Annotated in this window: 12 protein-coding genes; all 12 read right to left on the bottom strand. The window is 57.3% G+C overall.

What is annotated here, in order from left to right:
* Positions 1–111: 111 nt before the first annotated feature.
* The 12 genes from ACR0DH_RS18040 to ACR0DH_RS17985 all read right to left on the bottom strand — a co-directional run bounded on the left by ACR0DH_RS18040 (position 112) and on the right by ACR0DH_RS17985 (position 13,725).
* Positions 112–1,335 (bottom strand): MobA/MobL family protein, encoded by a 1,224-nt coding sequence (locus tag ACR0DH_RS18040; RefSeq protein ID WP_480551269.1) that lies wholly within the window; start codon positions 1,333–1,335, stop codon positions 112–114.
* Positions 1,332–1,733, bottom strand: coding sequence for a hypothetical protein (locus tag ACR0DH_RS18035; protein WP_480551267.1), 402 nt, complete (start codon positions 1,731–1,733; stop codon positions 1,332–1,334). Before ACR0DH_RS18035 ends, ACR0DH_RS18040 begins: the two co-directional genes overlap by 4 nt.
* A gap of 147 nt (positions 1,734–1,880) precedes the next feature.
* Positions 1,881–3,662 carry a thiamine pyrophosphate-binding protein gene (locus ACR0DH_RS18030; protein WP_480551265.1) on the bottom strand — a complete coding sequence of 594 codons (1,782 nt, stop codon included), beginning with the start codon at positions 3,660–3,662 and terminating at the stop codon, positions 1,881–1,883.
* Positions 3,662–5,071, bottom strand: coding sequence for an aldehyde dehydrogenase family protein (locus ACR0DH_RS18025; protein ID WP_480551263.1), 1,410 nt, complete (start codon positions 5,069–5,071; stop codon positions 3,662–3,664). The genes ACR0DH_RS18030 and ACR0DH_RS18025 overlap by 1 nt, the downstream gene beginning before the upstream one ends.
* Positions 5,052–5,966, bottom strand: a complete 915-nt coding sequence (locus tag ACR0DH_RS18020) for a sugar phosphate isomerase/epimerase family protein (RefSeq protein WP_170717160.1) — start codon at positions 5,964–5,966, stop codon at positions 5,052–5,054. Before ACR0DH_RS18020 ends, ACR0DH_RS18025 begins: the two co-directional genes overlap by 20 nt.
* A 142-nt stretch (positions 5,967–6,108) precedes the next feature.
* Positions 6,109–7,299: a Gfo/Idh/MocA family protein gene (locus ACR0DH_RS18015; protein WP_480551261.1), complete on the bottom strand. Its 1,191-nt coding sequence runs from the start codon at positions 7,297–7,299 to the stop codon at positions 6,109–6,111.
* A complete protein-coding gene (locus ACR0DH_RS18010) occupies positions 7,292–7,966 on the bottom strand; it encodes a hypothetical protein (RefSeq protein WP_480551259.1) in 675 nt (224 codons plus the stop codon). The genes ACR0DH_RS18015 and ACR0DH_RS18010 overlap by 8 nt, the downstream gene beginning before the upstream one ends.
* Positions 7,956–9,146, bottom strand: coding sequence for a Gfo/Idh/MocA family protein (locus tag ACR0DH_RS18005; RefSeq protein WP_480551257.1), 1,191 nt, complete (start codon positions 9,144–9,146; stop codon positions 7,956–7,958). Before ACR0DH_RS18005 ends, ACR0DH_RS18010 begins: the two co-directional genes overlap by 11 nt.
* Positions 9,133–9,969: a citryl-CoA lyase gene (locus ACR0DH_RS18000; RefSeq protein ID WP_480551255.1), complete on the bottom strand. Its 837-nt coding sequence runs from the start codon at positions 9,967–9,969 to the stop codon at positions 9,133–9,135. The genes ACR0DH_RS18005 and ACR0DH_RS18000 overlap by 14 nt, the downstream gene beginning before the upstream one ends.
* Positions 9,966–11,858: a bifunctional sugar phosphate isomerase/epimerase/4-hydroxyphenylpyruvate dioxygenase family protein gene (locus ACR0DH_RS17995; protein ID WP_480551253.1), complete on the bottom strand. Its 1,893-nt coding sequence runs from the start codon at positions 11,856–11,858 to the stop codon at positions 9,966–9,968. Before ACR0DH_RS17995 ends, ACR0DH_RS18000 begins: the two co-directional genes overlap by 4 nt.
* The gene (locus ACR0DH_RS17990; RefSeq protein ID WP_074736095.1) at positions 11,858–13,153 is read right to left on the bottom strand and encodes a TRAP transporter large permease; all 1,296 of its coding nucleotides are present in this window, start codon (positions 13,151–13,153) and stop codon (positions 11,858–11,860) included. Before ACR0DH_RS17990 ends, ACR0DH_RS17995 begins: the two co-directional genes overlap by 1 nt.
* Entirely contained in the window at positions 13,150–13,725 is a 576-nt protein-coding gene (locus tag ACR0DH_RS17985) for a TRAP transporter small permease (protein WP_480551251.1), read from the bottom strand. Before ACR0DH_RS17985 ends, ACR0DH_RS17990 begins: the two co-directional genes overlap by 4 nt.
* Between the last annotated feature and the right edge of the window lie 27 nt (positions 13,726–13,752).

Below are 13,752 nucleotides of genomic sequence, written 5' to 3'. Positions count from 1 at the left end.
AAGAAAGGCAAGGCCCGGGTGACGTCCCATGCTCGTCAACCGATCAACGGCTCGAGTCCAAACAATATCGATCGCATCCAGTATTGTGCCCTGCAAAAACGGGATTCGGTGTCATCTTGTACGCTGACGCGGCTTGCGTGTTCTTACACGCCGTATGTTGGAAAACCGATCATTCTGCTGGAGCTGAGGTAGGTGATACGCCTCAAGGTCGACATCAGAGGAGAATTCCTCATCGAGGATGTCTAATGGCACGACGTTTATGCCTTCTGTCGCCCATCGAACCGCTTTCTGGTATGCTGTCTCAGTTCTTAGACATTCTATTTGCGACGAAGCTTCCAGCGCAGCTTTCACTTCGCGATCGGATCTCGCCTTCAGCATTCGACGTTTCTCATCGCTGGCCGTTTTCTTGCGGGCAGCCTCTCTCTCCTGCGCGATACGCTCCGCTTCGAGGTCGTCTCTCTGACGCTCCAGGGCGCGCAGCTGCAACCAGGAGTGCCAGAGTGTTGAATTGTGTTCTTGGACAGCCTGGCGCCGTACTCCGGCAACGGTGTCGTCGCTTCCGCTTTCTTGCAATCTGCGGCGCGACCTGGCGGATCTGCGTGGCCCGACATGATCTTGTCTTGCTAGGCCTTGCGGTGCATCGCCTGTCTTGGCCATCTCGGCATACGAACGAAGATCAACCCGCGCTGGAGAGCCAATCTTGCGCAGGGCCGCGTTGGTCCGCTTTTCCCATTCTCCGCGGATACGCTTGATTTCTCCGGGGCCTGAGGTTCTGTCGTCAAGAACACGCGTTTTCTCTCCAAAACCACCCGTGATCCTATCAACCTTCCGCGTCGTCATCAGGATGTGAGCGTGGAAATTCAGGTTGGTCTTCGATGGATCGAAGAGCCTCTGCTCGTAGTCTTCCCGCGTCAGTTCGAGTTTGCCCGCATTGTGCCGTTTCTCTTCCTCAGGACACAGGAAACGCGGCGCGTGAACGTCGGCTTGAACGGCAACGCCGTGTTCATCGCGAAGCCAGAGGCAGAAGCCGCGGACAAGCCCGACCTGCTCGAGAAGCGGTAGCTCGCGTGGCAGGGAGGGGCGCAGTTCGCGGATGACTCTTGCATTCCTTCGGCGTTCAGAACGCTCGGCTGCGTTCCAGAACTCCTCGGCACTTCCTGTCCAGTTGATCAATTCATGCGACAGGAGGCCACCCTTTCTGCCCGGCGAAAACCGTCGTCCAACCCGCGCATCCCGGAAGGTGGTGCGTGCGGTGTATGTGGCGGATTTGACGGCGGAGCGGCCGTCAGCACGAGAATGTAGGATGACTTCGAGTCTGCTGGCGGGGTGTATCATGTAAAGGACATCGGGCCCCAACCCGATCTCCGCACAAAAAAGCCCGCGGCAGGCGCGCAGGCAAACCCCAAGTTTGCGTAACTGTGCGCATTGCCCAGCAGGCATGCGGACGGCCGCTCACGAGGCGGCCTGGCGAAGCCACATTTTCCCGCCCGGGTAGCGAAGCCGGGATCCAAGCCGCATTTCTTGTCCGACCACTGAAAAGGGAGGGCGAATTGGCGGACCTGGATCAACAAATCGAACAGGCGCGCGCGAGACTCAGGGACCTTCAAGCCCGGGCGAGCAAACAACGACGACGCGATGAAACGCGCAAAAAGATTATCTATGGCGCTGCTGTTTTGAAGCTTCTCGAGGAAATTGAGAGAGACAAAGCTGATCGGTTGCTCAAGCTTCTGCACGAACGTATCTCACGCGACTCAGATCGAGAGCTGTTAGGGCTGTAAACCCAGTTAGATCCTCTTGAGGCACTGCCCGCTCTCAGAAGGGTTGGCTGACTTGGGCCTATTGAAAGAAAAAACTGGCGCGGCTTACCGCGCTCAGTATCGTCAGGTCGCGACGTGCGAAACATCCCTGTCTGGCGAATAGATGTCGAGAATATTCCAATGCCCGGTTGTTGGTGTCGGGTTGTTGATCATTGGCACATCGAGCACGGTTGGTTTGCCACTGGCGATTGCCGCTTCCAGTGCGGGCAACAACTCGTCAGCAGCGCTGAGTCTGTGCCCTTCCGCGCCATAGGCTCGCGCTATGTCGGCATAGCCCGGTCCGTTTGCGGGTGCGGCGGCTGATCCGGGGAACATGGTTCCATAGGTCAAACCGTAATGCGCTTTTTGAAGGCCGGCGATCGTTCCGAAGGCGTTGTTGTTCATGACCAGCCAGATAATGCCCAGATCAAGCTCGACGGCCGTTGCGAGCATCGATGGGTTTTGACCGAAGCCACCATCACCGACCAGACTGATTACAACGCGATCAGGTGCCGCCAGTTTCGCGCCGATCGCGCCCGGAGGGCCGAAACCCATCGTCGCGAACCCGCCCGGGGTCAGGATAGAACCCGGTGTCAGAATATCGAACTGTTGTCCTACCCCGTTCTTGTTCCATCCGACGTCCGTGGTGATGATGGCATCCTCGGGCAGTGCCTTGCGGGTATCTGCCAGAATACGCTCGGGCATCATTGGAAAGGCCGATGAGGTCGCCATTTCCGCGTTGCGCGCTTTGAAGTCCGTCCGGAAACCAGCGATCTTCTGCTCCAGCACGGGGCGCTTGAAGCCGTCCGGATACATCTCGCGGGCAACCCGGTTGAGGACGCGCAAAGCGGCCTTGGCGTCAGCAACGACGCCGATCTCGGTGGGATAGTTCCGACCGATTTCCTGTGGTTCGATGTCGATATGAATGACCTTTGAGCCGGGAATGTTGAACGTATAGCCGGGATACCAGCTGGAACAATCGGCCTCTTTGAACCGGGTGCCCACGGCAAAGATGTAATCGGCATTCAGGCAGGACTGGTTCACCAGTTCGGTGCCCCAAAACCCGGTCATGCCCAGCACAAGCGGATGGTCGTCCCGCAATGCGCCCTTGCCCATCAGGGAATGCGCGACGGGCAGACCCATATGTTCGACAAACTCGCGCAGCTCCTCGCTGGCCTGCGCCAGAAGGATACCGCCGCCGACATAGGCGACCGGGTTTTCGGCTTTAGCCAACGCTTCGACAATCTCTCGCGCTGTCTCGTCGTCAATCGATGGTTTCTTGAGCGCGCGCGTGTTGTCGCGGATACGGTCGAAACTGTCTGAGGAAATCACCTCTGAAAAGATATCCATGGGGACATTGACTAGTACCGGCCCGGGCTGGCCGCTTTCAGCGAGATGAAACGCCTTTTCCAGAATCTCGGCCATCAGGTCCGCCCGATCTACGCGCCATGCACGTTTGACAAAGGGCCGATAAATCTCCCACTGGGCAGCGTCTGCGTGCAGGTTCACTTCCTGATGTGGATGTTTGCCGTAGTAGTGCGAAGGAATATCGCCCGCGATCACGACCATAGGGATACAGTCCAAGGCCGCGTTGGCGACCCCGGTGGCGCAATTGGTCAGTCCCGGGGAGAGGTGGGACAGCACCACCGAGGCCTTGCCCGTCACGCGGGCATAAGCATCCGCCGCGTGGCTGGCGATTTGTTCATGTCGTACTGTAACGAAATCGATGGGACTTTCCGCCAGCGCAGCCAGAACCGCGATGTTCGTGTGCCCGCACAGGCCGAACACATGTTTGACCTCACGACGCTCAAGGAAATCAACGATGTGTTCGGCGACGGTTTTACCGTCCAGTTTGCTTGCGTCCATCACGCGACCTCCTGTCCGTAGAACTCACCGAACAAGTCCGGCTCCGAGGGGCGATCCTCGGGGATGGGACGGCTGACCCAAGTGTAGTTCATCATGTGTTTCATCGTGACGTTTTCGTTGGTGATGTTGCCGCCCCAGATGCCGCAACCCAGACTGCTGGTCATAGGCATACCATTGGTCCAAGCACCCGCATTGGCCTTGGATTGAGGCTGCCGAACCATCATCCGGCTGACCGGAGCCAGACGCGCCAACCGGTCGATATGATCGTCATTGTGGCTGTAGATGCCGCAGGAATGGCCCTTGCCCCCGGTGTTGTAGATCTGGCTGACCGTTTCCAGCGCGTCATCAAACGTGTTGAAGTGATAAAGCGCCATCAGCGTGGTCAGTTTTTCCTTGGAAAACTTGTGCTCTGGCCCGATTTGCCCCTGATTTTCGACCATCAGGAATTTGCGATCTTCGGGGATGCTAAAACCGGCGACTTTGGCCGTTTGCTGCGGCGGACAGGCGATGGTCGGAAACGTACGGTTTCCCTTTTCATCCCACATGGCCGCTTCGAGCATGGCCTTCTCTTCGTCCGAACAAAGGTAGCCTCCCTCGGCTTGAAGCGCCTTGACCATATCGTCGTAAACTGAGCGCTGGATGATGATGTTGCCGTCGGCCGAGCAGCCCGACCCAAAGTCAGAGGTCTTTGAAATACGGGTATTCTGCGCGGCGATATCCAGATCGGCAGTCTCATCAATTACAATGGATGAATTGCCTGCGCCGACACCATAGGCTGGACGCCCTGAACTGTACGCCGCTTTGACCATGGGTTTGCCGCCCGTCGCCAAAGTCAAGTCACAGATCTCCATCAGATGTTGCGTCAATGGGATCGAGGGTTTGCGAATGGATTGAAACAAGTCCTCGGGGGCACCGGCAGCACGACAAGCTGCACGCATAACCTCGACCATTTCGAAGGTCGTATGAGCGGTTCGCGGGTGCGGGCTGAAGATGACGGCATTCCGGGCGTTGGCGGCGGAAACGCCGGTCACCGGTGGTGTCATCGCTGGGTTAGTCATTGGGATCAGGGATGCGATGACGCCAGCAGGTTTGGCATATTTCACCAGACCTTTTTCCTCATCAACCTCGACGATGCCGGTCGAGGGTGTGCGCAAGACATCTCGCAGCACCATGTGAATCTTGAAGCGCTTCGCAGGGCGCCCTTCGCGATCTCCGATACCGCTTTCGTCCACGCCCTGCTGGGCCAGACGGGTAAAGGTTTTCTCGTTCCCCGCATACCACGCAATGGCCTGAGACAGGCGGTCCAACCTGTCCTGGTCCCAATCCTCGATCTCGACCATGGCAGCGCGGGCGCGTGCCAGCATATCGGCCGCGAGTTGTCGGTCGTTTTCAGTGAGCTCTTTGCCCATGATGATCCTCTTGGTGTTTTAGAATTGCAGCATCGGGCACACGACGCTGTGACCGCGCCTCGCCGAATGTTCGCTTGGCGTGGCTGAGACAGCGACGCGCGTGTTCTTCATATCCCAACTCTGCAACGCGGCTTTGGTTGGGCAGTTCGATGGAATAGTCGACGGGCGGCATCCGTTCGATGATGCCGGTGAAGTCAATCCAGCCTTCGCCGGGATAGAGCCGCGCATCGCGGGCCAGTTGGATCATGCCCTCTCGCGTATCGGCGATCCCGGGTAGGCAATCGGAGATATGCAGGAAGTGAAACAACTCCGAGGGGACGTGCAGAAGCTCTCCCAAATCCACGCGGCTGAGATGCAGATAAAGCGTATCGACCAGAATACCGCCATTCGGTTGATCAGAGGCGCGGACAATATCCAGGGCCTCATCCAGCGTGCGCAAGCGAGAGAAGCTTGGGAATTCCAAGTCCACTGTTAGCCCGTAGGGCGCCGCCAGTTCGCAGGTTTCAGAATAGACGTCGATCAGGAAGTCACGATCATCGCGGGTAGTGGTCCACGCGCTCATGATCATGCGTTTAGCGCCTAATTCCCCACCGATCTCAAGAGAAGGCTCAAAACTGCGGGGATCGACATCTTCCGTGATGCGCGCAAGTTCGACATCGAGGACTTTCAAGCCAGTGGTAGAGAGAGCAGTTTTGGTGGCATGCACCTGTGCCTTGTCGATTGGAGATTGAGTGAATTCACCGGGCACATGCATCGGAATGAATCGGGGGCTGACGGCATCGTAACCGGCGCGGGCGGCGATATAGACCAGCTCGGGCGGTGTGCAGCCAATCAGCGTCAGATGCGCCAAGGAATAGAGAGAGGGACTTGCGCCAGCCTCTTCGGGTTTCACCATGAACGACAGCTCCACGTGCCTGCGAATCTCAGTTTCATCACACGTTACAAAAAATATCTGATATTTTTTAAAATATCAACTTTTAATACTGAGTAGGAAATGAAAACGCCCGGGCGTGTTTTACATTCGTGTTGGCAGTGCCTTAGAGAGTGACCCAGTCCCCTCCAGACTGGTGAGAGCGCACAGAGGCATCAATGAATCGGACACCGTCTGCGCCTTGTTCGACACTGGGATAGGTCAGCCAATCGGCCGGAACAGTAACGCCATCCCGACGCGCGGCTACGGCCATGGCAAATTCCGTATAGAGGTTGGCCCAGGCTTCGATAATCCCTTCAGGGAAGCCGCGCGCGGTACGGATCAGACGTTCTGCGCCGGGGCCGATGCCATGCCCGTGACCTCGGCTGATGATACGATCCGGCTCACCAAATCGATTGAACTTCAACTGTTCCGAATTCTCCAAGTCCCATTCCAGACCTCCTTCGCTCCCGAATATGCGCAACCGCAAACCGCCTCTATTTCCCGGAGCAAGACGCGTTGCCATGAGAGTGCCCGGAACCTCATTTTGGTAACGAGTGAACATGAACACCGTGTCTTCCATAGGCTTTGGAGCGCCGCAGACATGAAACTCGGCCCGTAGGTCGGTCAAGGGCAGGCCTGAGACAAAACTGGCCAGATGCGCGGCATGGGTGCCGATATCGCCGACACAGCTGGTCGGACCAGAAATCTTTGGGTCCAGCCGCCACTTTACATGAGGCGCATCGGCCACATCTTCGGGCGTCATCCAGTCTTGCATGAACTCGACGTGGATTTGGTTGGTTTTACCGATGCCGCCTTCAGCCACGATTTGTTTGGCCTGACGGATTACTGGAAAACACGACATCGCATAGCCGACAGCAAAGATGTGTCCCGTGCGCGCGGTAATCTCCTCAAGCCCCTCGGCCTCGGCGACTTCGTTGGTCAGGGGCTTGTCGCACAGCACGTCAATGCCCACCTCCAGAAACGCTTTGGCCGCTTCAAAATGAACGTGGTTCGGGGTAGTGATCATGACAGCATCTACGCCATCCGGGCGTGCCGCCTCGGCCTGTGCCATCTCCTCGAACGACGCGTAGCACCGGTCGGCCGGCAGGAACCACTCGGCCCCGCGCGCCTTGCTGCGCTCGGCATCTGAACTGAGCGCGCCTGCGGCGACATCCCATCGGTCGCTCATCCGCGCTGCCATCGCTTGCGTGACAGAGATCCGTCCACCGCCAACAACGCCCAGCCGCAAACGGCGAGACAACCGGGGGAATGGGCCGTCAAAGTTCAGGTCTTCGGGTAAAAGTCTCTCAGCCATTCTGAACCTCCATTTCCGGGACCCGTACGCCTTCCGGCAGCATTTCCACCGCCATGAAGATGCTGGGGGTAATCGTCTCGTATTGATGCCAGGGATAGTTGCCTTCGTCGTCATACATCGGCTTGTGGGTCGTGCCGGGGGCCATGAATTCTTCGAGGTAAAGGGTTTCAACATCCCGTTCGCGGCATTGCTGCATTTTGCCAAAGCCTACGATTTGCGTATGCACTTCGCGAAACCCCGGTACCGGGCAGAACGGATGATCCTTGTGCAATCCGACATTCAGCGGAACCGAACCCGAGTGGTACATGGTCAGTCCAACGTTACCCACAAAGACCTTGGGTGACATGTAATGGCTGACACCACGCAGACGCTCCTCTTGACGGACGTCGAAAGCAGATGGCCATGTATCTTTCACCCATGCGAACAGCTCGTTGTCATCGGCATAGGCGTCGAAACCATAGACAATGACTGCGCGTTCCACGCCATTTAGCACGCTGTCTTGCACGATCACAGACGAAAGCGGCGCAACGGTCTGATCCTCGACCGAGAGGCCCCTCCCCCCGAGGTTCAGAACAATGGCGCGACCCTCGACAGATATTCTGTCTTCATCAATAATGTGCTGGACGCGAAAAAATGGCTGGGCAAAGTCAAGAGTCTCAATAGGCATGGACCAGCTCCTTCTTCTCATCATTCAGGAAATCGACCGGCAGAGGTGTCGGCGCTTCGCACCGGCTTTCTATTGTCTGATAGGCGCCGAATTTCGGCGCTCGTTCAATCGCGTCCATGACCTCGAAAACGTGGTAGGCAAGCGCTCCACTTGCACGGGGTTGGCGTCCTTCTTGCGCCGCCAGAGCCAGATCCAAAAGGCCGAGTCCGCGGCTGTCTTCATTAAATCCATGTTTGTTCTCGACCACTTGCCAGTCTTCGCGACCGGCTGGGCGAGGCTGATGAGACCAGCGCGAGGTGTCCCGCGTTTTCAGCCAGACATCCCCCTGAAAGATATTGGCCCCATGAACCGGGTCTGGGTCTGGGATGCAGATGGTTCCGTCTTCGCCATAGATCTCGAACCGGGGCGTTTCGCTGTCCCAGACGTCGAAGCTCATGGTCATTGACCCGATGGCGCCGGACGAAAACTGCAACAGACTCAGGGAATGTGTATCGACCTCGACATCCATCCATTCACCGTTGCGAGGGCCGTTTTCAATCATCCTATTGCCGAACGTGCGCCGAGCCATTCCGGCGACCCGGTCTACGGGACCAAGACAGAAAATCATGGCGGTCAGGTAGTATGGCCCAAGGTCCAGCAAGGGCCCACCACCCGCCTTGTAGTAGAAATCCGGGTTGGGATGGTGGCGTTCTGTCCCGTGGGTACCGACATGGGCAAAAACCCCTGTCGGTTTGCCAATGGCACCCTCGTCGATCAAGCGCCGAACGGTCTGCCAGCGACCGCCCAGAAATGTGTCGGGCGCGCAACCGACCAGCAACCCCTTTTCAGAGGCCATGTGCAGGATCGCCTTGCCATCCACTCGATTCATAACCAACGGCTTCTCGGAATAGACGTGCTTGCCCGCCTCCAACGCGCGCAAACTGATTTCCGCATGCGCCGCCGGAATTGTCAGATTCAGAACGCAGTCAATCGTCGGATCGTCAAACACTTCATCTGGAGTGCAGGCCTTGGCGACACCGTATTGATCCGCTTTGGCGCGGCTTTCCGAAGGATCAAGGCTTGCACAAGCCACGACCTCGACGCACAAAAATTTGGATAGTGTTTTTAGATAGATATCGCTGATACGACCACAGCCGATAAGGCCGACCCGGAAGGATTTCGATGTCTCACGTGTCATCATTCCTGTCTTCGTAGAGGGGTAAATAATTCGGGGGCATTGGCCCTTTGTTGCGACCGCCCTGGTTCATCTGCTCCCAAGCGTGTGCAAGTATTCCAACCGAGCGGGACAGGCAGAACAGCCCCCGCGACAAGGGCGCAGGAAAGCCAAGCTCGCAGAAGATCACCGCTGTCGCGCCGTCGATATTCATGGCAATTGGCCGACCGCCGCGTTGACGACCGAGTTCGGCCTGAACCTCTTCTCCGATATCGGCAAACCGGCCAGAAACTGTGCCTTCTGCCGCCGCATCTCGAACAAGTTGCATCAATCGTGGTGCGCGTGGATCGACGGGCTTGTGAAACCTGTGACCAAAGCCCGATACGATCTTGCCGTAGGTCTCGCGCCAACTGTCCAAGCCATCCCGAACAACGTCATTCAGCGAAGCTCCTGCATCCATGCGGACTGCGATATCATAGTACAGCTCTGCACACTGCTCGCCTGCCCCGCCGTGCACGTCGCCCAGCATGTTCACCGCAGTCGCCATCGCATTGTTGAGACCTACCCCGCAGGTGGCGGCCATACGCGCCGCCGCGATCGAGGGAGCCTGCGGACCATGATCCACGCCTGCGACCAAAGCTGCCTCGAACAGGCGCGCTTGAGCGTCGCTGGGCAGATCGCCCCGCACCATCAGCCAGATCATCTGCGGGAGTGAAACGTTCCCGATCAGGTCCTCTATGGCGTTGCCACGAAAAGCGATCTGACCAGGCTTCATGTCGATGATGGAGGTACGCCACCATTGGCGAACGGCGCGCTCATCCATCGTCATGTTTTCATCCAGAACGGTCATTGAGCCTGCACCTCTTTGAGTGTCTGGGTTTTGCTTTGCGCGGCGAGGCGAATGGGCGCGTTACGCGCGCCATAACCGGCATAGCCCATACGGCGTTCAACAATTTCAAAAAAGAAGCCGTTAAAGATCGGGCGGCTGTAGATCTGAAAATACTCGGCACCCGCCGCCCGGTCGTAGAGAATGTTGCCTCGGCGCAGATAGGCAACCAAATCGTCATCCAGCCCGAATGTCGCTTGCAGATCGGCGTAGTAGTTTTCAGGGATGGACAGGCTGGGAAAGCCGGACTTGAGCAACTGGGCTGAGGTTTCAAAAATATCATCCGACTGGAAGGCAATGTGCTGAACACCGGCCCCAAAGCCATCTTCAAGGAATGACGCCGCCAGAGTTCGGCGCCCAACGGCCCCGTTCAGGTTCAGGCGCACTTCGCCCTCGGGGCTTTCAATGGCTTGGCTTTGCACGACGCCGGACGGGTCGGCGACGTTCACGATTGGCGACTTCGCCATCTCAAAAGTCGAAATGTAGTAGAGCAGCCAGCTTTGCATCTCATCATGACGCATCGTCTGGGCCAGATGGTCGATACGGCGCAGACCGGCAGGCTGGGTCGCCTTGGTTTTCGCAACCGGCTCGAACTCGATATCCCAGACCCGATGCAGGTCGGATTTCTCATCGATGAAATGCACGACATTTCCACCGACACCCCGAATGGCCGGGATATCCAGCTCTCCGGTCCCCACCGGCTGTGAGAAATTCGGCGCGCCCAACGCGGTCGCCCGCTGAACCGTCTGATCCGCATCTTTGACACGCAACCCCATGTCACAAACGCAGGGGCCGTGACCCAGGAACGCCGAATGGGCAAAACCTTCCTTTTCGGTATTCACAACGATGTTTATCGCGCCCTGCCGCCACAGCTCGACGGACTTGCTCACATGCTTTCGCTCCATTCGAAAACACATTGCTGACAGCATATCTGCCAGTTGAGCGCCGCTTACCTCATCAGCTGTAAACTCGACGAACTCAAAGCCTGACGCATAAACGCGTTCCGGCAGGTCCGGGATGCCGAAGTCGGTTCCCGGCTCGGTCCGGGATACCTCATCCAGGAGGTTCACCAGCGATCTGTAACAGTCACGCGCCAGCGTTTGACCACCGGGTTGCGGCGCTGCTTCGTTGACGCGCGCAATGGACCAAGGCCCCTTGTACCCAGCACGGGACAACACCCGCACAAAGCCCGCAAGGTTCAGCGACCCAAGCCCTGGCAAAAGCCCGAAGTGCCGTTTGAGCCTGCGAATATCCATCTCAAGCCGGGGGGCGTCGGACAGTTGTACATGGAACAGCCGCTCTCCGGGGATGTCCCGAAGGCGGGCTGGTTTGGACCCGTCGGCAAGCGAGAAGAAAGAATTCAAAGCCAACCCCAGATGAGGGCTGTCGACAGCATCAACGACGCCTAACGCCTGTTCATCCGAGTGAATAAGATCCGACCATGGCAAGCCCATATAGGCCAGACGCATCCCCATTTCTTTAGCGATTTGGGCCGCCTCGCCAAGATCTGCGATTACCTGTTCTCCGGTCGCAGCGGCATCGACCTCGAATGCGGACCCAATAAGCAGCAGATCCGTACCCAACTCGCTCATCAGATCGAGTTTGCGCTTAAGCCGATCAAAGGCGCGCTCCCGTCCGGCGCCGGCCTGACCTTCAAGGTTATGGAAGGGTTGTAACAGGCAAATCTTCAGGCCGAGATCTGATGCAATTTTCCGAATTTGCGATGGCGGCCCGTCAAAAGCGGTCAAATCCGGTTCGTGTAATTCGACACCCCCGAATCCCGCGTCAGCGATAGCACTCAGCTTTACAGCCAGATCACCGGGGATCGACGTTGTCGAAACCGACAGGCACATTATCCCTGATATCCAAACATACGCGGCAACCACAGGACCAGATCCGGCATCAGCATCATGATCACCAAGGCGAAGATGAGAACCGCAAGGAAGGCCCAAATCTCCGAGATGATTTCACGCAGCGGAATGTCCGTCACAGCGTTGATCACAAAGAGTAGAATGCCATAGGGCGGCGTGATCAGACCGATCATCGAGTTCACTACGACCAACACCCCGAAATGCACCAGATCAATCCCAAGCGCTTCGCAGGTTGGAATGAACAGGGGCACAATCACGAGGATGATCGTTGTTGCGTCTAACACGCATCCCAACGCAAGGATCAGCAGGTTGACGAGGATCAGGAACACAATCGGGCTGACATCCGAACCCTCCAGCAGTGCCGAGATCGACTGAGGGATTTGCTCCTGAATAACGATGAAGTTCAGGATAAACGCACCACCAATAACCACCCCGACCGCTGCGGAAGAACGCGCGCTGTCGACGAACACTTGATAAAGGCCACGGAAGGTCAGCGCACGGTAGAACAACGCTGCCAACAGCAGGGCGTAGAATGCAGCCACGGCGGCAGCTTCGGTCGGAGTGGTGACGCCGCCATATATACCGTACAGCAGGATTGCGGGCATCAGTAGTGCCGGAAACGCGTTTGCGGTTTTAGCTGGCAATTCGCGCAGCGGAACAGGTTCTTCCAGTGCAAAGTTCCGCTTGCCGGCAAGATAGTAGTTCATCGCCATGAGGACGACGCCCATGATCAGGCCCGGCAGAATCCCTGCCAGGAACAGCGACCCGATAGAGGCTTTCGACACCAGCGCATAAAGGACCATCGGGATCGAGGGCGGAATGATCGGGCCAATCGTCGCCGACGCTGCCGTGATTGCGGCTGCGTAACCTCGGCTGTAGCGGCCATCCTTGGTCATCATTTCGATGATGATTTTGCCGATCCCCGCAGCATCCGCGACAGCCGACCCGGACATACCCGAAAAGATCAGAGACGCTACCACGTTGACGTGCCCAAGGCCGCCCTTGAATCGCCCGACCGCAGCGACGCAGAAGTTCAGCAAGCGGTCCGTGATCGACCCCGCATTCATGATATTGGCGGCGACGATGAACAAAGGCACGGCAAGCAAGATCGTGCTTTTGTAGAAGCCTTGCAGGATCTTCTCGCCCGCAAGCGCGACGTCCAGTCCGGCCACGCCCAGATACATCAACGAGGCCAGTAGGATGGAATAGCCGATAGGTGTCCCGATGCCTGCCAGTACAAAGAGTGTGAGCAGGCAAGAAAGAAGTTCGAAACTCATTTGCTTGCGTCCTCGTCGTCTTCCACGTCAACGCGGGGATGATCGTCGACCACGTTAAATCCCACGACCATTTCAAGTTCAGTTTTAGGTGGGCCGTTGCGCATGATGTCAAAGAACAGCCATCCATAGCGCGCGGCTACGACCAGCATGAACACCGCGTAGATCGAAAACACCGTGCGCAGCGGTACCTTCTCGCCCGAGAAGGGGTTTCGCACGGTCGCAGTCTTGCGGATTTTCATCCAATCGATGTAATCCCACGTCGGCAGGAAACTGTAGAGCATCCCAATGACGATGGCGGCGGCTGCGAGCATCGCAAAGACCTGACGGACACGTCGGGGTACCGACAGGTAAATGATGTCAAACTTCACGTGATCCCGCTCGCGCACGATGAAGGCGCAGCTAAAAAAGATCACCCAGACCCACAAAATGCCGATCAGTTCAAGCGTCCATCCAGCGGGGGTAAAGAAGTACCGCAGAAGAATTTGTAGAAGGAAGATCAGGAAGATTGCCGCCAGCATCCCGCCGGCAATCGCCTCGGTCAGTCGGGAGAACCCTTTGATAAAGGCTTTCATTATGGTTCTCCCTCCCTTGTCTTACTG

Source organism: Ruegeria sp. I1, from assembly GCF_056532675.1.
The sequence above is the reverse complement of the archived record's forward strand: the minus strand, read 5'-3'. Positions and strand labels throughout refer to the sequence as shown.